The 19,898-nt window shown below is 55.4% G+C and carries 21 protein-coding genes; 9 read left to right on the forward strand and 12 right to left on the reverse strand.

Annotated elements, in window-relative coordinates; genetic code table 11:
* Positions 1 to 702: 702 nt before the first annotated feature.
* Both FFS28_RS00005 and FFS28_RS00010 read left to right on the forward strand, forming a co-directional pair.
* The gene (locus tag FFS28_RS00005; protein WP_006174784.1) at positions 703 to 948 is read left to right on the forward strand and encodes a DUF2543 family protein; all 246 of its coding nucleotides are present in this window, start codon (positions 703 to 705) and stop codon (positions 946 to 948) included.
* A gap of 23 nt (positions 949 to 971) precedes the next feature.
* Positions 972 to 1,661: a hypothetical protein gene (locus FFS28_RS00010; protein ID WP_137848396.1), complete on the forward strand. Its 690-nt coding sequence runs from the start codon at positions 972 to 974 to the stop codon at positions 1,659 to 1,661.
* Here FFS28_RS00010 and FFS28_RS00015 read toward each other — a convergent pair.
* The gene (locus tag FFS28_RS00015; RefSeq protein ID WP_137848397.1) at positions 1,653 to 3,149 is read right to left on the reverse strand and encodes an EAL domain-containing protein; all 1,497 of its coding nucleotides are present in this window, start codon (positions 3,147 to 3,149) and stop codon (positions 1,653 to 1,655) included. The two genes, FFS28_RS00010 and FFS28_RS00015, sit on opposite strands and share 9 nt — an antisense overlap.
* 423 nt (positions 3,150 to 3,572) lie before the next feature.
* Here FFS28_RS00015 and FFS28_RS00020 point away from each other — a divergent pair, with 423 nt between their 5' ends.
* Positions 3,573 to 3,821 carry a GlsB/YeaQ/YmgE family stress response membrane protein gene (locus FFS28_RS00020; protein WP_137848398.1) on the forward strand — a complete coding sequence of 83 codons (249 nt, stop codon included), beginning with the start codon at positions 3,573 to 3,575 and terminating at the stop codon, positions 3,819 to 3,821.
* Positions 3,822 to 3,876: 55 nt separating this feature from the next.
* Here the strand turns inward: FFS28_RS00020 and yoaJ are convergent, their stop codons facing one another.
* The 3 genes from yoaJ to FFS28_RS00035 are packed head-to-tail and all read right to left on the reverse strand — an operon-like array spanning position 3,877 to position 5,124.
* Complete coding sequence (gene yoaJ, locus FFS28_RS21880; RefSeq protein WP_127463544.1) at positions 3,877 to 3,951, reverse strand: protein YoaJ; 75 nt, start codon at positions 3,949 to 3,951, stop codon at positions 3,877 to 3,879.
* Positions 3,952 to 4,050 (reverse strand): YoaK family small membrane protein, encoded by a 99-nt coding sequence (locus FFS28_RS00030; RefSeq protein WP_042319583.1) that lies wholly within the window; start codon positions 4,048 to 4,050, stop codon positions 3,952 to 3,954. It abuts the gene before it with no gap.
* A gap of 45 nt (positions 4,051 to 4,095) precedes the next feature.
* Complete coding sequence (locus FFS28_RS00035; protein WP_137848399.1) at positions 4,096 to 5,124, reverse strand: sensor domain-containing diguanylate cyclase; 1,029 nt, start codon at positions 5,122 to 5,124, stop codon at positions 4,096 to 4,098.
* A gap of 301 nt (positions 5,125 to 5,425) precedes the next feature.
* Here FFS28_RS00035 and FFS28_RS00040 point away from each other — a divergent pair, with 301 nt between their 5' ends.
* Together FFS28_RS00040 and FFS28_RS00045 are read left to right on the forward strand one after the other, a co-directional pair.
* Positions 5,426 to 5,683, forward strand: a complete 258-nt coding sequence (locus FFS28_RS00040) for a putative hemolysin (protein WP_042320506.1) — start codon at positions 5,426 to 5,428, stop codon at positions 5,681 to 5,683.
* An 80-nt stretch (positions 5,684 to 5,763) separates the two neighbouring features.
* Positions 5,764 to 6,075: a hypothetical protein gene (locus tag FFS28_RS00045; RefSeq protein ID WP_006174793.1), complete on the forward strand. Its 312-nt coding sequence runs from the start codon at positions 5,764 to 5,766 to the stop codon at positions 6,073 to 6,075.
* On the opposite strand, the gene FFS28_RS00050 is transcribed toward FFS28_RS00045, so the two are convergent.
* On the reverse strand, positions 6,070 to 6,414 hold the full coding sequence (locus FFS28_RS00050) for a DUF488 domain-containing protein (protein ID WP_137848400.1): 345 nt from the start codon (positions 6,412 to 6,414) through the stop codon (positions 6,070 to 6,072). The genes FFS28_RS00045 and FFS28_RS00050 overlap by 6 nt on opposite strands.
* A gap of 151 nt (positions 6,415 to 6,565) precedes the next feature.
* On the opposite strand from FFS28_RS00050, the gene FFS28_RS00055 reads away from it, so the two are divergent.
* Positions 6,566 to 7,273 carry a CTP synthase C-terminal region-related (seleno)protein gene (locus tag FFS28_RS00055; protein ID WP_137848401.1) on the forward strand — a complete coding sequence of 236 codons (708 nt, stop codon included), beginning with the start codon at positions 6,566 to 6,568 and terminating at the stop codon, positions 7,271 to 7,273.
* A gap of 32 nt (positions 7,274 to 7,305) precedes the next feature.
* On the opposite strand, the gene FFS28_RS00060 is transcribed toward FFS28_RS00055, so the two are convergent.
* Positions 7,306 to 8,493 (reverse strand): CynX/NimT family MFS transporter, encoded by a 1,188-nt coding sequence (locus FFS28_RS00060; protein ID WP_058609066.1) that lies wholly within the window; start codon positions 8,491 to 8,493, stop codon positions 7,306 to 7,308.
* A 99-nt stretch (positions 8,494 to 8,592) separates the two neighbouring features.
* On the opposite strand from FFS28_RS00060, the gene FFS28_RS00065 reads away from it, so the two are divergent.
* On the forward strand, positions 8,593 to 9,384 hold the full coding sequence (locus FFS28_RS00065; RefSeq protein ID WP_137848884.1) for an AraC family transcriptional regulator: 792 nt from the start codon (positions 8,593 to 8,595) through the stop codon (positions 9,382 to 9,384).
* Here FFS28_RS00065 and FFS28_RS00070 read toward each other — a convergent pair.
* From FFS28_RS00070 to FFS28_RS00080, 3 genes are all read right to left on the reverse strand, one after another.
* The gene (locus tag FFS28_RS00070; protein WP_006174798.1) at positions 9,368 to 9,814 is read right to left on the reverse strand and encodes a DUF441 domain-containing protein; all 447 of its coding nucleotides are present in this window, start codon (positions 9,812 to 9,814) and stop codon (positions 9,368 to 9,370) included. The two genes, FFS28_RS00065 and FFS28_RS00070, sit on opposite strands and share 17 nt — an antisense overlap.
* Positions 9,815 to 9,921: 107 nt before the next feature.
* Positions 9,922 to 11,958: a glycoside hydrolase family 31 protein gene (locus FFS28_RS00075; protein ID WP_137848402.1), complete on the reverse strand. Its 2,037-nt coding sequence runs from the start codon at positions 11,956 to 11,958 to the stop codon at positions 9,922 to 9,924.
* A 15-nt stretch (positions 11,959 to 11,973) separates the two neighbouring features.
* Complete coding sequence (locus FFS28_RS00080) at positions 11,974 to 13,305, reverse strand: glycoside-pentoside-hexuronide (GPH):cation symporter (protein WP_137848403.1); 1,332 nt, start codon at positions 13,303 to 13,305, stop codon at positions 11,974 to 11,976.
* Between the two features lie 283 nt (positions 13,306 to 13,588).
* Between FFS28_RS00080 and yoaI the strand changes: the two genes are divergently transcribed.
* Positions 13,589 to 13,693, forward strand: coding sequence for a small membrane protein YoaI (gene yoaI, locus FFS28_RS21845; RefSeq protein WP_088207477.1), 105 nt, complete (start codon positions 13,589 to 13,591; stop codon positions 13,691 to 13,693).
* Between the two features lie 186 nt (positions 13,694 to 13,879).
* Positions 13,880 to 15,919 carry a TonB-dependent copper receptor gene (locus FFS28_RS00085; RefSeq protein WP_137848404.1) on the forward strand — a complete coding sequence of 680 codons (2,040 nt, stop codon included), beginning with the start codon at positions 13,880 to 13,882 and terminating at the stop codon, positions 15,917 to 15,919.
* A gap of 16 nt (positions 15,920 to 15,935) precedes the next feature.
* Here FFS28_RS00085 and FFS28_RS00090 read toward each other — a convergent pair whose 3' ends face one another.
* The 3 genes from FFS28_RS00090 to yeaG form a co-directional block, all read right to left on the reverse strand.
* Positions 15,936 to 16,436: a YbaK/prolyl-tRNA synthetase associated domain-containing protein gene (locus tag FFS28_RS00090; protein WP_101737881.1), complete on the reverse strand. Its 501-nt coding sequence runs from the start codon at positions 16,434 to 16,436 to the stop codon at positions 15,936 to 15,938.
* Between the two features lie 114 nt (positions 16,437 to 16,550).
* On the reverse strand, positions 16,551 to 17,834 hold the full coding sequence (locus tag FFS28_RS00095; protein ID WP_137848405.1) for a YeaH/YhbH family protein: 1,284 nt from the start codon (positions 17,832 to 17,834) through the stop codon (positions 16,551 to 16,553).
* A gap of 73 nt (positions 17,835 to 17,907) precedes the next feature.
* Positions 17,908 to 19,842, reverse strand: coding sequence for a protein kinase YeaG (gene yeaG / locus FFS28_RS00100; protein WP_006174806.1), 1,935 nt, complete (start codon positions 19,840 to 19,842; stop codon positions 17,908 to 17,910).
* Between the last annotated feature and the right edge of the window lie 56 nt (positions 19,843 to 19,898).

Consider the following 19,898-nt stretch of genomic DNA (forward strand, 5'->3'; position numbering starts at 1 on the left):
CATATAAATAGCAAAAAGACCTGCAAAAAATAAACAACATTTTTAAATCAATAAGTTACAAAGGTAACCTAATTCTGTTAAACCTAGTCTTAATAGGGTTAATTTAGGATTTTTCATGACATTTTTTGCGATTTTTCCAAGCGCAAACTGACAAAAGTTGAAATTTATTTACATTTTAAAATGCTTTAAGTGCTTCGTAATGCAATAAAAATCATTAAAATCAATAACATGTTAAGAAAGGCCGTCCCGGATCAATTTTCTCAACTCGAATTAACAATAATGACCGATGCGTTTTACAGGCAAAAGCAGGCCAGGCATGTCATCATTTTTGCCTGCGGATCACCGGACGACGAGTGAAAGGAAGTAGATATTCGGCAGCATAATGCTTTCGCCTGGCACCACCCTATGGGACGAATAAAGTTTATGTGACATTCGTACTGCTCCAGAATGAAATCAGAGCAATAAGTGCAGTCTGGTCTTTCACGGTGATGACATGGAATGGTTTGAATCCGCAGACCGGATTGTTTAAGACATGAAAAGCACAGTTGTTGCAAACATGTCATCCAGATTCTGGGTTATGAATAACGGGAGCCGTTGGGTTCCCGTTTTTTTATGTCGAACAGACTCGCCAGGGGCAGGGGGCATTCTCTATACTCGACTGCTGGCTTGCACCATTACTCACGCTCACATAAGAGACATGCTATGAACAACGACATTCCACTGAAATATTATGACATTACCGATGAATACGCGACGGAAACGGCCGAACCGGTTAATGAAGAGGAGCGTACGCCGCTGGCACACTATTTTCAGCTGTTGATCACGCGCCTCACGGACAGTGGTGAGATCAGCGAAGAGGCGCAAAAAGAGATGGCTGAGCAGGCCGGTATCAAGGCCAGCCGCATCGACGATATCGCTAACTTCCTGAATACCTGGGGCAACGAGTAGGCCATCAATAACCGGTAAGTGAAATGGACGCATCAGACCTGGACGCGCTTTACGAGTCGACCAACTGCAACACGCTGGCGATGTGGCAAGAGCACGCTGACACCGGCGGTGTGATACCTGCGTACTACGCACCGCACAAATTTGCCCTGGCAACGGGGTTTCAGCCGCCGATGTCGGCGGAAATCACCGGGCTTTTCACTGCGCTGCATACGCTCACGCACCACGATCCGCGTGCGGATCTTCAGCCCGTGGACGGTTTCCATTTTACCTTTTTACCGTTGACGTTACCGCTTTATGAGGCTGATCAACACCTTCCGTCCAACGTCGAGGCGCTCACCCACGCCTGGGAACCTTATGACGGGAAATCCATCAGGATCAACGAATTAAGGCTGGTGGCCTTACCGGGACAACTGCTGCTGGCCGGCATACCTAACCCGACGGCAGTGGCCTGGCGCAAGGCTTTTTGTGAGGCAGTTCTTAACACGCCGTGGAGAAACGAGCTGCTCGCCAGACATGAAAATGTGCCCCTGCCAGCGCCGTTCTGGCATACCACGCTGCTGCGCTATCAGGCTGCTCGTATGCCGGAATATCTCAGGGCGTTTGTCCTGCAGCATCGGACGCAGCGCTACGGGGACGTGGCGGGAAAACTCCAGCTGATGCGTATCAATTACAACTGGACGGCGCGCTGGCCCGTCGGGGCCACTTCAGCGTGATGTGCTCGTCAGCCGTTTTGATAATTCTTCAATGGTCAGGGATTTTGAGAAATACCACCCCTGAATCAGGGCGCTGGGATAGCGCCCGGCGATAAAGCGATACTGCGCCTCATTTTCCACCCCTTCAAACACCAGCGTCTTATTGAGCTTTGAAAGCGCGTCGCTGAAAATAACAAAAATGTCCCGCTTGTAATGCTCGTTAATACCATCCACCAGCGATTTATCGATTTTGATCTCGTCGTACTCAAGGTCCGACAGCCTGACGAGATTCGAATTTTGTACCCCAAAATCGTCTATTGAAATATTCATGCCCGCTGAATGTAGCGCCTTGCAAAACTCCTCCAGAATACCCGCGTGGGACACCGCATTTTCAGACAGCTCGATTTTGATTAACGACAGCGGGATAGCATTCAGCTGGCACTCACGGCGGATCAGATCGATAAATTGCCTGTCTTCAATTTCCGTCCGGCCCACGTTGAGGGAGATCATCAACTGATGCTGGCGGGCAAGTGGCGCAATTTCGCAGAGAGATTTTTTGATCATGTTGCGGTAGTAGGTGTTATACAACCCGATCTTCTTAATCAACGGAATAAAGAGTTCAGGCGAAACGTCTGTATGCGCGTTGTCCCGCCAGCGGGATAACACCTCTACACCTACGGTTTTATGACTGCTGATTTGCACGACCGGCTGGTAGTGCACATCGATGGTATTGTTCTTCACCGCCCTGACCAGCGTCCGCTCAAGCGAGGATCGGTCTTCATAGAGCCGAATCGAAAACAGCGTCAGGGAGAGCCAGATAAAATAGAAAACCACGCACAGGAGAATAAAGACCGCAACGGACAAGGAAGCCAGACCGGCATCATGATGTTTCACCGTCACGCAGAGATCCCATCTCGTGCTGCACTGCGTCTCGCTCAGCGTAAATAACGATGACCGTAACCAGCTGCGCTGATCCGATGGCGCGGTAGAGAAGAAGATTCTGCCGAAATCTTTGGTTGTGGAACTGAGCGAATAGGTTGCGGTGACGGGACTGAATTTATCGTAGGCGTGCTGCGAGGTAAAAATAATCACATTGTGATAAATCGCCGCGTTGCCGGTGAAAAAATCAGGCTGCGAGAATTGCGCCAGGGTAAAGCCGTTGGGGGTGGTATGAAGTTCGGCTGGAAGCGCAACCGGAGAGGGCAGCTTGCCCCAGAAAGCCGTGCAGATGACGTGCCCGTCTTTAATTATGCCAATGTCATCAAAATAGCGGCTGTTGAGTTTTATTTTCCTGAAGCTGTCCAGGCTCGCGTTATCGCACCCCTGCGAGGACGTGCGCTTGAGCGTGCTCGCCACGCTCAGGGTTAAGCTTTCAGAGTAGCGTAAAAACGTATGGGCAATTTCATGCTGCTTACTCTGCTGCTGTTCGACGATAACTGCATTAACAGCGTAGAGAGACAGCAGAACCAGCAGTGTTGAAACGATCGCAACGGCAATGATCTTTTTCATTTTCCTGTGTCCTGTCAGCTCCCTGAGGCCGAAATTTTAACACAGGGCTGAACAGGGACAAGCCTGATGATCCTGGTGGGGAGCGTTGGCTTTTGCCTGGCGGGTGAGGGAGGGGCTGCGCCACGCGATGCGTCAGGCAAAAAAAAGCCCACTAAAAAGTGGGCAAGAAATACTGGAAGCAATGTGAGCAATGTCGTACTGAATACCTGAGTGTTTTGCTCAACTATTCAGTATTGAGAAAGATAATCTTTCTCAACTGAAGATGCAACCCCACGTTTCTTGTGGAGCACGAATTTATTTGATAGCTCATTAAACAGGCAGTCAACCACTGTGATGCATATCACAAATTTCCTTTCTGAAATCCTGTGCTATGCTTTTCCGTGTTGTTGATTTAACGACAAAAACCATACGGAGAGGAAAGCTATGGGAATTTTATCCTGGATTATCTTTGGTCTGATTGCGGGTATCCTGGCGAAGTGGATTATGCCGGGCAAAGATGGCGGTGGCTTTATCGTCACCATAATACTGGGTATTATCGGCGCGGTGGTTGGCGGCTGGATCAGCACCCTGTTCGGATTCGGTAAAGTGGACGGATTCAACTTCGGCAGTTTTGCCGTCGCGGTGATTGGTGCACTGGTTGTTCTGTTTATCTACAGAAAAATCAAAAGCTAAGTTCAAGATGCGTTGAAAAAGGCTGCCTGACGGCGGCCTTTTTTATGCGCGGGCGTTACCACCAGCCAAGCTGCGTTCCGGCAACGGCGACGACAGCCACCAGCAGCATAATAATTGTTGTCTTTCTCATTTATGCCCCCGGCGCGGCGTAACCACCGACAAAAAACCATGCCAGAAAAACTAACGCCGTGATAAAGATCACGACCGGGAAGAGGATTCCGATTCTCATGCTATCACCTGTTTCGGTTTATCAAACGCCCCAGAGTGTACGGGGTTAATCCATCATGAGAAAGCCTGTTTTGCTTTTCCCTTTTTTATCCTGATACATCGCGATATCCGCTGCACGCAATGCGCTGTCGGCATCGGTTTTGGCTGGATCGACGGCAATCACCCCAAGACTCGCACCGGGATAAACGATATGTACGTTATCCAGCCGGTACTCACCGGCAATACAGGCGCTCAATCGGGTTTTAAGCGGGGTTATCTGCGCGTGTTCATCGTCAATGTCGCAAACGCTCAGACAGGCCACCATAAACTCATCGCCCCCCAGCCTGCCGATAATATCGTCCTGGGTTTGTGCCGCCGTCAGGCGTTTACCCACTTCAATCAGGAACCGATCGCCGGTTTCGTGTCCATAACGGTCGTTAATGCATTTGAAATCATCAAGATCGATAAAGGTAATAATGACGTGGCGCTTCAGGTGCCGCGCCAGCGAGAACAGGGTGTTGAGGTTCTCAAATATCGCGCGTCGGTTGGGTAACCCGGTGAGGGCATCCGTGTAGGAGTGCGCAATGAGCGCCGCGTTAGCTTCCCGCAGCTGGGAAAGGAGGGACTCCTTCTGGATGTACTGGGCAATCAACCCTGCAAACAATCTCAGGACCTGCTCGCCGCGATCGCTGAGCTGCATTTTCTGTGTGCTGGTTGCGCACAGTGTACCGTACAGCGAGCCATCATCAAGATAGATCGGGATACTGGCGTAGGTGGTAATCCCCAGCGCTTTCGCCGCGTCGCAGTCGACCCAGCGTTCGGCGACCTCGTTACTGAAAATCGCATTGCTGTCCAGTGCCCGCTTGCACAACGTGTCGCCCCAGGGAACGCTCAATCCTTCGGGGATCTGCATCTGTTTGCTGTTGCGGGCGTACAAAATATGCTGCAGTCGCGCGCTGATATCGACTTTCGTCAGGTAGGTCGACTCCATGTCGGTAACAATCTCCAGCATTTCCAGTAGCTGGCGAACAAGGCCTTCAAGAGATTGTTCGGTAGAGAGGGTTTCAGAAACCCGGGCAAGGATAGTATCCGACATGACGTAGATAGACTCCCATGCAGAAGACGTCCGCATCTGCATGTTATGCTGAAATTTTAGACTTCAGCCATAGTAAAACATGAATATAAGAAATTTTATATATTCAGAAAGGGGGGGCGAAAAGAAAAAAAGCCCCGATGGTGAACCGGGGCAAGACATCTTGATTACGGAATGATGTTCTCTGGTCATATCGAGAACAGGCATGAGATTACGCATCAAAAGTGCAGTTATGATGGAGAAATCATGGAGAAAGCGCGGCCGACCCGTTACCCTAACGTTCATGAAATTCAGGAGGATGAAAATGAAGAGATATTTGCTACTGGCTCTGGCCTTGCCCCTTGCCGCGTGTACCACCCATTCCACACCGCCCGACGCGCCGAAACCGCCGCAGACCATCGGCATGGCCAATCCCGCCTCTGTCTATTGCCTGGAAAAAGGGGGAGAGCAGATCCCCGTTCAGAGCCCGCAGGGTGTCCGCACCGAGTGTAAACTGCCCAGTGGCGAGGTGATTGAGGAGTGGGAGCTCTTCCGTCGCGATCATCCGCAACCTGCCAGGTGACAGCGGTATTAAGAGTACGCTACACTTCTCTTTAGGATTATTCTTAGCCAGTTTCTGGCCCTTATGACCACGAGAGAAGTATGTTTCAGCTAAAACCGGGCAGCCTCGCGATAATCATCGGTGCCCGCACGACGGCAGGGCGTCGTAATATCGGTAAGTCTGTAGAGTTGTTTGGCCTGTGCCAGCCGGGCCAGCGTTTTGTGAACCCGGTAAACGGCGTGATGACGCAGTTACCCACTACCTCAGAGCGCGCGCTTTGGCTGGTTACGGGCGATGTTTACGCCTTCGATAACCAGCACGGCTTTGCGTTCGTGCGCCCGGAACATCTCATGCCGCTTACTCCGGATAACGCCCTGCAAACGCAGGATGAGCAGGCGCTTACACGTTCATAAATGACGCAGCCAGTCCGCCAGCACCAGGGCGTGATTCTGCGTTTTATCTTTTGCGCCGTAGAGCAAGGTAACGGTCTGTTTTTTTGCCCGTTCAGCAAGGCGCTGGCCTTCATCCCGATGGTGCGCCAGCTCCTCTTCGTATGCCTTGCTAAAGGCCGTAAAGTCGATCGTTTCGCTGTGAAACGCCTTGCGTAACTCGCCTGATGGGGCGAGCGTCTTGCACCACTCGTTACAGTCGAGGTCGGTTTTTTTCACCCCGCGTGGCCACAGCCTGTCCACCAGCACCCGGTAGCCATCTTCCGCACTGGCCTGCTCATACACGCGTTTAATCTGGATCATTTTCCCTCCTTAATGCCGCAATGTGTTCGCGGGTTCACTATAGCACCTCAGGTATGCCCACCCAATTTAAGGTATTGTGAGAACTGCAAAAGATCGGTAGTCTGAGGTTCCTTATGTTATCGAATACTCCACAGGCGTAAGGAATCCCCCCATGGAACATCTTCCGGTTAAAACGACGCTGCGCATTGCGCTGGTCGGCGATTACAATCCCGAGGTTATTGCGCACCAGGCCATCCCGCTGGCTATTGACGACGCTGCCGCTGTTCTGGAGCTCACGGCGGACTACGACTGGATTGCGACGACCGAGCTGACCAGTCCCGAAGATCTGGTTGGCTACGATGCCATCTGGCTGGTGCCTGCAAGCCCTTATAAAAACACGCAGGCGGCCTTTATTGCCGCGCGCTATGCGCGTGAAAACAGCGTTCCCTTCCTGGGCACCTGCGGCGGGTTCCAGCATGCGCTGATTGAATACGCGCGTAACGTGCTGGGCTGGGATGATGCGAGCCATGCCGAGACCGACGCGGAAGGGCTATGGGTTATCGCGCCGCTGGCCTGTTCTCTGGTTGAGCAAACCGACGTCATCGAACTGCGCAGTAATACCCTGATTGCCAAAGCCTATGGCAAAGACGAGATCCGCGAGGGATATCACTGTAATTATGGCGTGTCGGCGGAATTTGCGCAGGAGCTGGAGAGCGGGGCTATGCGCGTCACGGGCTGGGATGAAAATGGCGAGGTTCGCGCAGCCGAGCTTGTGGCGCATCCTTTCTATGTAATCACCCTGTTCCAGCACGAGCGTGCTGCGCTTGAGGGACGTCCGGTTGTGCTGGTGCAGGCGATGCTGCGCGCCGCACGGGAATAAAAAACAGGCAGACCACCGGGTCTGCCTGATTGTTAGCGGGGCGCGATGACCCGGTCACGCCCGGCAAACACGCCGCACACGGCCATCACTACGGCGGCCAGCGCACAGGCCAGCAGTGGGATGTGCCAGTCTCCCGCCGTATCATGAATTTTCCCCATCAGCGGCGGGCCGGATGCCGCAAGCAGATAGCCAATCGACTGCGCCATTCCCGACAGCGCCGCCGCCTGGTGCGCAGAGCTGGCGCGCAGGCCGATAAACGTCAGGCCAAGGATCATCGTGGCCCCGGAGCCAAAACCAAACACCAGCGTCCACACCACCGCCATATCAGGCGCAAACCAGAAGCCTGCCGCGCTGACGGCGCACATCAGGGCCACCAGCCCGGCGATCCCGCGCTGATCGCGCAGCCGATGGAGGATCAACGGCACGGCAAGCCCGGGTACGGCGGTCGCCAGCTGAAGGAGTCCATGCATGGAGCCCGCCTGGGTTTCGCTATAGCCGTGGCTAATCAGGATCGCCGGCAGCCAGCCGATAATGACATAGTAAATCAACGAGTTGATGCCTAAAAACAGCGTCACCTGCCAGGCCAGCCCCGAGCGCCAGATGGCGCGGTTGTGCAGCGCACCGGCCCCCGTCACCGTGGCGGCAGGCGCCTGACGCCACTGGGGTAACCACAGCAACAGCGCCGCCAGCGGAAAGATCATCAGCATCAGCAACGCGCCGTGCCAGCCCGCGCCACCTAACGCCAGGGGCACAATCAACGCAGAGCCTAGCGCAGCAGAGGCCCCCATCGTCAGGGAGTAGGCACCGGTCAGTTTCGCGACCTGGCCCGGAAAATCACGCTTGATAAGCCCCGGCAGGAGCACGTTACCCAGCGCGATACCGCAGCCGATCACCGCCGTTCCGACGAACAGCAGCGTGGCGGACGGCAGGGAACGCACGCCAATCCCCGCGCAGATCAACAGCATGGCGATGAACAGGCTCCGCTCCATGCCGATGCGTCGGGCTACGCCTGCAGCAAGCGGTGATATCAGCGCGAACGCCAGTAAAGGCAGGGTCGTCAGCAGGCCGGTTTGCGCTGTACTAAGGCCATAGTCCTGACGGATGGTGTCGAGCAGCGGCGCGGCACCGGTAAAGGTCACGCGCAGCGTTGTGGCAATCATCAGGATACCTGCGATCAGCAGCGCACCCTGTTTTCCTGAAGTGCGAATAGCAGTAGTCATTATGTTCTCATACGTTCAAGCGAGGGCACACAATACCGATTTTCTGCGCGGTTGAAATCAGGCTAAAATGACAGTTTATCGCTAAAATCGGACAATATGATGAACAGTCTCGGTCTGGATGGCTACGATCCGGACAGCCAGCACGATGCGGCAGTGGCGTTTCGCATCCGCGTCGTCGCCGAGGAGCAGCACATTGCGTTGCACCAGCACCGCAAAGGCCAGCTGATCCTGGCGCTGGGGGGCGCGATAACCTGCGACGTCGCAAACGCCATGCTGATGGTACCCCCGCAGTACGCGGTGTGGATCCCCGGCCAGATGCCCCACAGCAATACCGCCACGCCCGGTGCACAGCTGTGTTTTTTGTTTATTGAACCCGGCACGCTCGGCCTGCCGGAACGCTGCTGCACGCTCAAAATATCACCGCTGGTGCGGGAATTGATTCTGGCCCTGGCGGATAAAGCCCGGGAGCAGCTGCATGAGCCTGCCACCGCGCGGCTGGTGGACGTGCTGTTTGACGAGCTGCCGCTGCAGCCGCAGGAGCATCTCCAACTGCCTGTCTCTCCGCACCCCAAAATCCGCATGATGAGCGAGAGAATGGCGAAAGAGCCGGCGGCCTGGCAAACGCTGGGGCAGTGGGCAAGCCATTTTGCCATGAGCGAGCGCAACCTGGCGCGGCTGGTGGTCAAAGAGACCGGGTTGAGCTTTCGTCGCTGGCGGCATCAATTGCAGCTGATTGTCGCGCTGCAATTATTGATTAGTGGAAAGTCGGTACAGGACGCGGCACAGTCGCTGGGGTACGACTCGACCACCGCGTTTATCACCATGTTTAAAAAAGGATTAGGCCAGACTCCGGCGCGCTACATCGCCAACCTGACTACGACTTCCCAATAAACAGCGAGACAAGACCGGCGGCAATCAGCGGCCCCACCGGTACGCCACGAAAGAGCGCCACCCCCAGCACCGTGCCCACCAGTAAACCGGCCACCAGCGAGGGCTGGCTGCTCATCAGCGTGACGCCGCGCCCACCAAGCCACGAGACAAATACCCCGACCGCAATCGCCACCAGTGATTTCCAGTTGACGAAGGAGTGCAGCAGCGTGGAGGCGGGAAGCGTACCGCTGGCGATGGGAGCCATCACCCCGATGGTCAAAATGATAATCCCGAGGGTAAGCCCCTGTTTTTCTATCCACGGGAAGAAGGTGTTCAGCGGGGTCACGCGGACGATGATCAGCACCAGAATAGAGATCGCGACGGTGGTGTTATGGCTGACAAAACCGAGCGCAGCCAGGGCCAGAAGAATGAGCAGAGTAGGGTCAAACATGACGGGATCCTTGCCAAAAAGAGTAAGCCTGCTAACTTTACGCGCAAACGCGAAAGCAAGCAGGCTTTTATAGAAAAATCCTCTATTTTTTGGGCGCTTGCCCGATCTTAACCTACCAGCTCGCTGACCTGCGGGCTGCCTTCACGGACAAATACCGGGATGGTGTCGAGGGTAGCAGGCACGCATACGCGTGCGCCCCCGGCATAGCGCTCACCGTTCAGGGCAATCCAGCCGTGTCCGGCAGGGAGCCACACCTCGCGTTCACGTTGGCCCACATGCATCACCGGCGCCACGAGCAGGTCTTCGCCAAACAGATACTGGTCTTCTACTTCCCAGCTTTGTTTCTCCTGTGGATAGTGCCAGAACAGCGGGCGCATCAGCGGGTCGCCGTGCTGGTGGGCGTTTTGATACAGTGCATCAATGTACGGACGCAGTTTTTCGCGCACGCTGAGCCAGTGCTGCATGATGGCAAAATTATCCTCTCCATAGCTCCACAGCTCATTAGGCGAGCCGCTGTTGCACTGGGGGATGCCGTCCCGGTAGCGTTCCGGCGGCTGAATTTGCGGTTCACGATAGCCGTGCATACGCAGAACCGGGGTGAACACCGCCCACTGGAACCAGCGGATCAGCAGTTCGTGGAATGCCGGATCGTTAACATTACCGCCCTGGAAACCGCCGATGTCGGTGGTCCACCATGGGATGCCCGCCAGCCCCATATTTAACCCGGCCGCGAGCTGGTTACGAAACGCGTGGAACGAGGAGTGAACGTCGCCCGACCACGCCAGCACGCCGTAGCGCTGGCTTCCGGCCCACGCACAGCGCACCAGGTTAACGATGTCGGTTTCACCGTTCGCCTGCAGACCCTCGTAAAAGCCCTGGGCGAAGTCTCTCGGATAACGGTTGCCTACCTCCAGCACCGGTCCTGCGTAGTAGCGATAGTTGTCGAAGTCATAGGCCCGGTATTCCGGTTCCGCCTCGTCCAGCCAGAACAGCTTGATGCCCAGGTCGTAGTAATTTTTCTTCACGGTGTCCCAGACAAACTCGCGCGCCTGCGGGTGGGTGGCGTCGAAGAAGGTGGTGTTGCCCATAAAGTCGAGATTCACCTGCACGCCGCGTTCGCTGCTGACCAGCCAGCCCTTGGCCTTCATCAGCGGATAAAGCGGGCTTCGCGCCTCAACCGTCGGCCAGACCGAGACCATCAGGGCAATGCCCAGCTCGCGCAGTTCATCGACCATCGCTTTGGGATCGGGCCAGTCGAGGGGATCAAAGCACCAGGTGCCCTGATTCGGCCAGTGGAAGAAGTCGATCACCATCACCGAGAGCGGCAGGTGACGACGGCGGTATTCGCGTGCCACCTCCAGCACCTCCTGCTGCGTGCGGTAGCGTAATTTGCACTGCCACAATCCGCTGATAAACGCCGGTGCCTGAGGCGGTGCGCCGGTCGCTTTTACATACTGGCGGGTGATGTCGGCCACCGTATCCCCGGCGGTGATCCAGTAGTCCATCTCGCCCGTCACGCGGGCACGCCATTCGGTCTGGTTTTTGGCGAAGCTGGCCTCGCCAATGGCCGGGTTGTTCCACAGCAGGCCGTAGCCGAGGCTGGATTGCATAAACGGCACGCTGGCCTGGGAGTTACGCTGCGCCAGCTCCAGCGTACAGCCTTTGAGATCCAGCCACGGCTGCTGGTACTGGCCCATGCCGTAGATACGCTCATCCGCGAGCGATTCAAAGCGCACCGTCAGCTGATACTTACCGCCCGCCAGCGGCTTAAATTCACGGCCATCCAGCTTCAGGGCGCTAACGTATTTATCCTGGCTCTTTTCACTGGCGCCGATGCCGACCGTTGAACGTTGCCGCCACATCTCCTCTAACAGCAGCTCACCGCGCGCATTATAAAATGCCAGCTGGCCCTTCAGGTTGAGCGTGGCGAGAATATTCCCGTTGCGCAGGGTCAGGCGTTCGGCTTCCGCCGTGATCTCGGCGGAACAGGGCGACGCGGGCAGGAGTGCCTGCAGTGCGTCGCTAAAATCCGCAGCGCAGGTTGCCCGGACGCGCAGGCTGTTCTCGCCCCAGGGTTCAATGCGCAGGATCTGACGTTCAAAACGCCACTCAATACTGTTGGAATGTTGAATCAGCTCACTCATAAATAGCGCGTCCTTTTAAACGGGGTGTTTGGCGAGTTGGATAGTTTTCATAGTGTTGTCGTCGAGCCTGTACCAGCGCAGCGTGGCAAACGCGCAGAGCGACAGAATGCCGGGCACAAGGGTGAACAGGGCGATGATGCAATACATCGCGGTGGTGGTCTGTTCCGGGGCATTCGCCACATAGCCGCTAAAGCCCAGCGTCCAGCCGACGATGGCGCCGCCAATCGCCATGCCGAGCTTCAGTACGGCGAGGAACGTCGAGAAGATCACCCCGTCCATGCGCTTGCCTTGCTTCCATTCGCCGTAGTCGGCTACGTCAGCCATCATCACCCACATCAGCGTGGTGGTAGCCTGGTAGAGCGTGGAGACGATAAAGGTGAGCGGCACCAGGACCAGCACCGATTTAGGGGCAAAGAACAGGCCGATACTCAACACGCCCGCGAGCACCGAGCAATAGCCGAACATCTGCACCTTGCTGTAGTTTTGCGTCAGCCGTTTTGCCAGCGCGCTCCCGGCGGCTTTACCTAAAATATGCGCGCCCAGCATCCAGATAAAATAGCTGGCGCTGCCAAGATAATAGGTGACGAAATACATCATTGCCCCGAGGCGAATAACCCCAAAGCCAATATTGGTTAATACCAGAACGGCAACCACACGCCACTGATCGTTACGGAATAAATCCCGGAGCTCAGACAGGTAATTATTATGGGAAGGCGGGGCATTAATGCGTTCACGGGTATTCGCAAAGCAGATCCAGAACATAATCACTGCTACGGTTGCCATAATCGCCATCGCCCAGCGGTAGCCCAGTAATTTATCGTCGCCCCCAATAAATTCTGCCAGCGGCATCATAAAGAATGTCGACAGTGCGCCGCCCAGCGTGGCGAGGAAAAAGCGGTACGACTGCAGGGAAATACGGGCATCGTTATCAGGGGTAATCACCGCGCCCATGGAGCAGTACGGAATGTTAATGGCGGTGTACATCAGCATCATCAGGGTGTAGCTGACGGTCGCGAAAATCATTTTACCGTGCAGGTCGAGTGACGCCGGCACCGCGTACGTCAGCAGGCAGCTTGCGCCAAAAGGCAGGGCCAGCCACAGCATCCACGGGCGGAATTTCCCCCAGCGCGTGCGGGTTCTGTCGGCGATATAACCCATGGCCGGATCGATAATGGCATCCGCCGTGCGCGCCAGCAGGAACATGGTGCCGACGAATGCGGCAGGCAGCCCGACGACGTCGGTATAATAAAAGGTGAGAAAAATGATCACGTTATCCAGCCCGATATGGCTGGCCATATCGCCGAGTCCATAGCTGATTTTTTCTTTGCGGGTAATCTTATCGGTCATGGTAATCGCCTTGCCCGTATGAGGTTATTTATGATGTGTTGTCATAACTATGTTTAACCACGCCCGCCCGGTTCACAATTGCGAGATTTGGCAACGGAGTTATGGAAACTCCTTTTCGTGATACCGGTAACAAATTAACGTAACAAATAATGATTTTGCGGCGAGAGCGGGAATACCATTCGCGAATCGTTTCAGCGTCAGCGTCTTTATTCCGTCGTGGAAATGTCATACCGCTGTCATTATCTGGCGCTACAAAAGAGAAAAGTCGCCCCGGAGAGAGAAAATGAACGATCCCGCCTTTGTTGATATGCTCTGTATTTCAGGAACCTTTTTTACCATTGCGGCAATCCTGGTGGCATCAGTATTATTTCTTGAACGCCACGGTTAACCTCCCTTACTGACAAGTTCGCGTACCTGCATTACCCTTCTTTTTCAAGTCTCTTATTCACTTCATATTCTCCTCAGTCGCCGTTGTTCCGGGCAGCCCGTCCCTGCAAAATTTTATGCCTAAAACTCGTTCAGCCGGACAGCTGTTTTCGGCGGGACATCATTCTTTTTTTCCCCGGGCTTACGAATGGAAAACGACCTTTTTAAACCTCATCCGCTGGTATTATCGCTGCTGGTGGCGTTGTCATGCTCTTCGGTTGCGGCAGAGACCAACCCGGCGGCGCAGTTAAACGATGATGATGTGATCACCGTAACGGCACCGGTGCTCTCGCCGCTGGAAGTGGTGACATCGCCAAAAACCCCGCGCCAGCCGGTGCCAGCCAGCGACGGCTCGGATTACCTGAAAACCATCCCGGGGTTTAGCCAGATCCGCAACGGGGGCAGTAACGGCGATCCGGTGTTTCGCGGCATGTTTGGCTCACGCCTGCGCCTGTTAACCAACGACAGCGAAATGCTCGGAGCCTGCCCGTCGCGTATGGACGCGCCCAGCTCGTATATCTCCCCTGAGAGCTACGACCTGTTGACGGTCACCAAAGGGCCGGAAACGGTACTCTGGGGGCCGGGAAACTCCGCCGGGACGGTACGGTTCGAACGCGAACCGCCGCGCTTTGATAAAGCCGGAATCAAAGGTGACGCCAGCTTCCTTGCGGCCTCAAACGACCGTTTCGACGAGAACGCTGACGTCAGCTTTGGTAATGAAGATGGCTACGTGCGTCTGAACGGCAACAACTCAACGTCTGGCGATTATAAAGACGGCAATGGCGATCGTGTGGCCTCGAAGTGGGACAAATGGAATACCGATATGGCCATCGGCTGGACGCCGGATGCCGACACGCTGCTGGAGCTGACTGCCGGGCAAGGTAATGGCGATGCCAGCTACGCCGGGCGCGGGATGGACGGCTCACAGTTCAAACGTGAAAGCCTGGGGCTGCGCTTCAAAAAAGAGAATATCGGTGAGGTGTTCGACTCGCTGGATATGAGCCTGTACTACAACTACGCCAACCATATCATGGACAACTACTCCATGCGTTCATCATCGGATATGTCTTCCGGCACCATGGGTGGTATGCCGATGGGGACAATGGACATGTCGATGCCAATGGACAAGCAGGTCGATCGCCGCACGGTGGGTGGCAGAATGATGGGTACCTGGCTGTGGTCCGATTTCCAGCTGCAAAGCGGCGTTGATATGCAAACCAATACCCATCGCAGTAACGAAGAAGATGAGGACGCAGGCTGGCAGGAAGATGCCCGCTTCCACGATTACGGCACCTTTGGCGAGCTGACCTGGAACGCCACCGACCTGAGCAAAATCATTGGCGGCGCGCGTCTGGACAAAGTGGAGGTGGACAATTATTCCGACGTGGGCAGCAGCAGCCGGGATGACACGCTGCCAGCGGGCTTCCTGCGCGTTGAGCATAACCTCGGCTCTGCGCCTGCGATGGTCTACGCCGGTTTAGGCTACACCGAACGCTTCCCGGACTACTGGGAACTCTTTTCCCCGACCTACGGGCCGGACGGTACATCCGATGTTTTCGACAATCTTAAACCGGAAAAAACAACGCAGCTCGATATTGGCGCGCAGTATAAAGGGGAGCGCACCACCGGCTGGATCTCTGCCTACGTGGGTCGGATCAACGACTACATCCTCTTCCTGTACGATCCTGACGACAGCCATGTCAGCCAGGCGGATAACGTTGATGCCACCATTATGGGCGGCGAAATGGGCGCGTCCTATCAGCTAAACGATCAGTGGAAAACCGACGCCACGCTGAACTACTCGTGGGGAGAAAATACCGACGATAACCAGCCGCTGCCGCAGATGCCGCCGCTGGAAGCGCGTCTGGGCCTGACGTGGGAGAAGGGCGACCTTAGCTCAACGGGGCTGTTGCGCATGGTCAGCCCTCAGCACCGGGTGGCGCTGAACGAAGGCAACGTGGTGGGGAAAGACTTTGACCAGAGCGCGGGCTTTGCGATCGTCTCCGCCAATGCGGCCTACAAGGTGAGCAAGAACCTTAAGCTGAGTAGCGGCGTCGATAACCTGTTCGATAAAAGCTATAGCGAGCACCTTAACCTGGCGGGGAACAGCAGTTTTGGCTACTCCTCCGATACGCCGGTTAACGAGCCTGGTCGCACCTTCTGGGCGAAAATGAACGTCACCTTCTGAGGCTATCCGGCCCGGCCTACTGGCGGCGAAACGCCACCAGCTCGGGCCGGGCGATACGCAGATAATCCTGGGTATCCATAATGACCGATTTTTCCAGCAGACCGGCGTTAAAGGCGATTTCATCAAAACGCTCAAACAGCAGCGGATCGGCAACCAGCGTCAGGTCCGGGTGAAAGCTAAACGGCGGGATCGCGCCAAACACGCAGGCGGTGAGGGCATCGACCTCGGCCGGGCTGGCGAGAGAGGCCTTTGACCCGCCGAAATGGCTGGCAAGCTGGCTCAGGTCGGCCTGCAAATCAGCCGCCAGGATCGCCAGAACGTGTTTTTTCACGCCGTTTCCCTTCACCTTGCACACCAGCGCTTTTGCGCCCTGGCCGAGCGCGGTGCCGCGGATTTCGCTCACCGCTTCGCATTTTCCTACCGCGTCGTGTTCCATCACGCGAAAGCGCGCACCCTGCGCGGTGAGTAACGCAATAAGCTGCTGGTGGGTGGTTGTCCCCATGGTTTCATCAGACATCGTGATTTCCCTGTTAAACGCCAATATGCAACTGATTACACTAGCACAGATGGCGTGACCGGGGGGAGAGTGGGCAGAGAGAGAAAACAGCCAGCGGAGCCGCTGGCTGTGGGGTCAGGCATTGCTGGTGGCTGATTGTTTCTGGAACAGCTCCCGGAACACCGGATAAATATCATCCTGGTCGCGGATATGCTGCATCGCAAAGTTATCGAACATCGACTGCAGATGTTCATATTCGCGCCACAGCGTCTGATGCGCGCGTCGGGTGATTTCGATATAGCTGTAGTAACGTACTACCGGCAGAATTTTCTTCGCCAGAATGTCGTGGCACAGCGGGGAATCGTCCGCCCAGTTATCGCCATCGGACGCCTGAGCGGCATAGATGTTCCATTGTGCCGGGTCGTAACGCTCTTTGACCACGTCATCCATCAGCTTCAGGGCGCTTGAGACGATGGTGCCGCCGGTCTCCTGCGAATAGAAGAACTCGTGTTCATCCACCTCTTTGGCCTGAGTGTGATGGCGGATATAGACCACGTCCACGTTCTTATAGGTTCTGCTCAGGAACAGATAGAGCAGAATATAAAACCGCTTCGCCATATCCTTGGTAGCCTGGTCCATCGAGCCGGACACGTCCATCAGACAGAACATGACGGCCTGGCTGGAAGGTTCAGGACGTTTTTCGTAGTTCTTGTAACGCAGATCGAAAGTGTCGATAAACGGCACGCGGTCAATCTTCGCGCGCAGTTCCGCGATCTCCTTACGCAGGCGCTCCTCTTCCAGCAGTTGCGCCGGTTCGGTGTTTTCCACCACCTTCAGGCTGGTTTCCAGTTCGCGGAGTTCCCGCCGTTTACCTGCGGTCATCGCCGTGCGTCGTGCAAGCGAGTTCTGCAGGGAACGCACCACGCTGATATTGGCGGGCACGCCGTTGGCGGTGTAGCCCGCGCGATGGGTTTTGTATTCGTTAAGCTGTCGGTGCTGATTCTTTTTCAGGTTGGGCAGGGCCAGATCCTCAAAAAGCAGATCGAGATATTCATCTTTCGAAATCTGGAAGACGAACTCATCCTGACCTTCGCCGTCCTGGCTGGCCTGGCCTTGTCCACTGCCGGAACCGCCGCCACCGCCCTGAGGACGTTCGATGCGGTCGTTCTGAATAAAGTGATCGTTACCGGGATGGACGCGATGGCGCAGGCCGCCGCGCCCCTGATGAAACATCGGTTCGCTGATGTCATCGGTTGGAATGGAGACAGATTCGCCGCTGTCGACGTCGGTCACCGAGCGTTTGTTGATGGCCTCGGAGATCGACTGTTTAATTTGCGCTTTATAACGACGCAAGAAGCGCTGGCGATTCACCGTGCTCTTGTTTTTGCCGTTAAGACGCCGGTCAATGAACCAGGTCATAGTTCCCCCGTACTGCATTTGCCAACTTGCATGTTGTCGGCCCGGTAAGCGCGAGCGCTACCGGGCACTTGTTTTAGGACGATTTGCGCACGCGCAGGTACCACTCGCAGAGCAGGCGAACCTGTTTGCGGGTATAGCCTTTCTCCATCATGCGGTCGACAAAATCGTCGTGCTTTTTCTGCTCGTCGGTTGAGGTTTTGGCGTTAAACGAAATGACCGGCAGCAGCTCTTCGGTATTCGAGAACATTTTCTTCTCGATAACCGTGCGCAGTTTTTCGTAGCTGGTCCAGTTCGGGTTACGTCCGTTGTTGTGCGCTCTGGCACGCAGAACGAAGTTCACGATCTCGTTACGGAAGTCTTTCGGGTTGCTGATCCCGGCAGGCTTCTCGATTTTTTCCAGCTCGGCGTTCAGGGATTCACGGTCAAACAGCTGGCCGGTATCCGGGTCGCGGTACTCCTGATCCTGGATCCAGAAGTCGGCATAGGTGACGTAACGGTCGAAAATGTTCTGACCATATTCCGAATAGGATTCCAGATAGGCCGTCTGGATCTCTTTGCCAATAAACTCGGCGTATTTCGGGATCAGGTAGCCTTTGAGGAACTCAAGATACCGTTCGGACAGCTCCTGCGGGAACTGCTCGCGTTCAATCTGCTGCTCCAGAACATAGAACAGATGCACCGGATTAGCCGCCACTTCCGCATGGTCAAAGTTAAACACGCGGGAGAGAATTTTAAACGCGAACCGGGTAGAAAGACCGTTCATCCCCTCATCGACCCCGGCGTAGTCCCGGTACTCCTGATACGACTTCGCTTTCGGGTCGGTATCTTTCAGGCTTTCACCGTCATACACGCGCATTTTCGAATAGATGCTGGAGTTTTCCGGCTCTTTCAGGCGTGACAGGATAGAGAAGCGCGACAGCGTTTCCAGCGTTCCCGGTGCGCAAGGCGCATGCACCAGTTCACTGTGGTTGAGCAGCTTCTCGTAGATTTTAATCTCTTCAGAGATCCGCAGGCAGTAAGGCACCTTGACGATGTACACGCGGTCAAGGAACGCCTCGTTGTTCTTGTTGTTACGGAAGGTGACCCATTCTGATTCGTTCGAGTGCGCCAGAATGATGCCGTTAAACGGCAGGGCGGAGATACCTTCCGTCCCGTTATAGTTCCCTTCCTGCGTGGCGGTCAGCAGGGGGTGCAGCACCTTGATAGGCGCTTTAAACATCTCGACGAATTCCATGATCCCCTGGTTCGCCCGGCAGAGCGCGCCGGAATAGCCGTAGGCATCCGGATCGTTTTGCGCGTGGTGTTCCAGCTTACGGATATCGACTTTACCGACCAGCGCCGAGATGTCCTGGTTGTTCTCATCACCCGGTTCCGTTTTAGCGATGGCGATCTGTTCCAGAATCGACGGCCACACCTTCACGACGCGGAATTTGGTGATATCGCCGCCAAACTCATGCAGGCGTTTCGCCGCCCACGGCGACATGATGGTCCCGAGGTAGCGATGCGGGATGCCAAACTCTTTATCAAGGATCTGCGCATCTTCCTGCGGATTAAACAGGCACAGCGGATGGTCATTCACCGGGCTGCGCTCGCCGTTGGCACTGAGCACGTAAATCGGCACGCGCTGCATCAGCGCTTTCAGGCGTTCGGCCAGAGAGGATTTACCGCCCCCAACAGGCCCCAGTAAATAGAGGATCTGTTTCTTCTCTTCCAGGCCCTGAGCGGCATGCTTGAGGTAGGAGACGATTTGCTCAATGGCATCTTCCATGCCGTAGAACTCTTCAAACGCCGGGTATCGGGCAACCACCCGATTCGAAAAGAGACGGGAAAGCCGTGGCTCAAGGGCAGTGTCAACCATGTTTGGCTCACCGATGGCCATCAATAGCCGTTCTGCCGCATTGGCATAGGCACTGCGATCTTGCCGACAAATGGTAAGAAACTCCTGCAGTGTGAACTCTTCGTCCTTGGCAGCTTCGTAGCGCTGGCGATAGTGATCGAATATATTCATGGCATGCCGTCCTTTCGTTTTTTAGCACAGGAAAAGAGCCGTTCGTATGAGTAGTG

Origin of the sequence: Enterobacter sp. 2VL, from assembly GCF_005503595.1 — a bacterium.
In the GTDB taxonomy this organism is placed as follows: Bacteria; Pseudomonadota; Gammaproteobacteria; order Enterobacterales; family Enterobacteriaceae; genus Enterobacter; species Enterobacter cancerogenus.

What these genes read in the sequence shown, in the direction of transcription:
- FFS28_RS00045 (WP_006174793.1), top strand. Translation starts at nt 5,764, where the DNA reads ATGTTTCAGCTAAAACCGGGCAGCCTCGCGATAATCATCGGTGCCCGC.
- FFS28_RS00085 (WP_137848404.1), top strand. Translation starts at nt 13,880, where the DNA reads ATGGAAAACGACCTTTTTAAACCTCATCCGCTGGTATTATCGCTGCTG.
- FFS28_RS00040 (WP_042320506.1), top strand. Translation starts at nt 5,426, where the DNA reads ATGAAGAGATATTTGCTACTGGCTCTGGCCTTGCCCCTTGCCGCGTGT.
- FFS28_RS00030 (WP_042319583.1), bottom strand. Translation starts at nt 4,050, where the DNA reads ATGAGAATCGGAATCCTCTTCCCGGTCGTGATCTTTATCACGGCGTTA.
- FFS28_RS00070 (WP_006174798.1), bottom strand. Translation starts at nt 9,814, where the DNA reads ATGTTTGACCCTACTCTGCTCATTCTTCTGGCCCTGGCTGCGCTCGGT.
- FFS28_RS00015 (WP_137848397.1), bottom strand. Translation starts at nt 3,149, where the DNA reads ATGAAAAAGATCATTGCCGTTGCGATCGTTTCAACACTGCTGGTTCTG.
- FFS28_RS00010 (WP_137848396.1), top strand. Translation starts at nt 972, where the DNA reads ATGGACGCATCAGACCTGGACGCGCTTTACGAGTCGACCAACTGCAAC.
- FFS28_RS00095 (WP_137848405.1), bottom strand. Translation starts at nt 17,834, where the DNA reads ATGACCTGGTTCATTGACCGGCGTCTTAACGGCAAAAACAAGAGCACG.
- FFS28_RS00065 (WP_137848884.1), top strand. Translation starts at nt 8,593, where the DNA reads ATGAACAGTCTCGGTCTGGATGGCTACGATCCGGACAGCCAGCACGAT.
- FFS28_RS00035 (WP_137848399.1), bottom strand. Translation starts at nt 5,124, where the DNA reads ATGTCGGATACTATCCTTGCCCGGGTTTCTGAAACCCTCTCTACCGAA.
- yeaG (WP_006174806.1), bottom strand. Translation starts at nt 19,842, where the DNA reads ATGAATATATTCGATCACTATCGCCAGCGCTACGAAGCTGCCAAGGAC.
- FFS28_RS00090 (WP_101737881.1), bottom strand. Translation starts at nt 16,436, where the DNA reads ATGTCTGATGAAACCATGGGGACAACCACCCACCAGCAGCTTATTGCG.
- FFS28_RS00055 (WP_137848401.1), top strand. Translation starts at nt 6,566, where the DNA reads ATGGAACATCTTCCGGTTAAAACGACGCTGCGCATTGCGCTGGTCGGC.
- FFS28_RS00075 (WP_137848402.1), bottom strand. Translation starts at nt 11,958, where the DNA reads ATGAGTGAGCTGATTCAACATTCCAACAGTATTGAGTGGCGTTTTGAA.
- FFS28_RS00050 (WP_137848400.1), bottom strand. Translation starts at nt 6,414, where the DNA reads ATGATCCAGATTAAACGCGTGTATGAGCAGGCCAGTGCGGAAGATGGC.
- FFS28_RS00005 (WP_006174784.1), top strand. Translation starts at nt 703, where the DNA reads ATGAACAACGACATTCCACTGAAATATTATGACATTACCGATGAATAC.
- yoaI (WP_088207477.1), top strand. Translation starts at nt 13,589, where the DNA reads ATGAACGATCCCGCCTTTGTTGATATGCTCTGTATTTCAGGAACCTTT.
- FFS28_RS00020 (WP_137848398.1), top strand. Translation starts at nt 3,573, where the DNA reads ATGGGAATTTTATCCTGGATTATCTTTGGTCTGATTGCGGGTATCCTG.
- FFS28_RS00080 (WP_137848403.1), bottom strand. Translation starts at nt 13,305, where the DNA reads ATGACCGATAAGATTACCCGCAAAGAAAAAATCAGCTATGGACTCGGC.
- FFS28_RS00060 (WP_058609066.1), bottom strand. Translation starts at nt 8,493, where the DNA reads ATGACTACTGCTATTCGCACTTCAGGAAAACAGGGTGCGCTGCTGATC.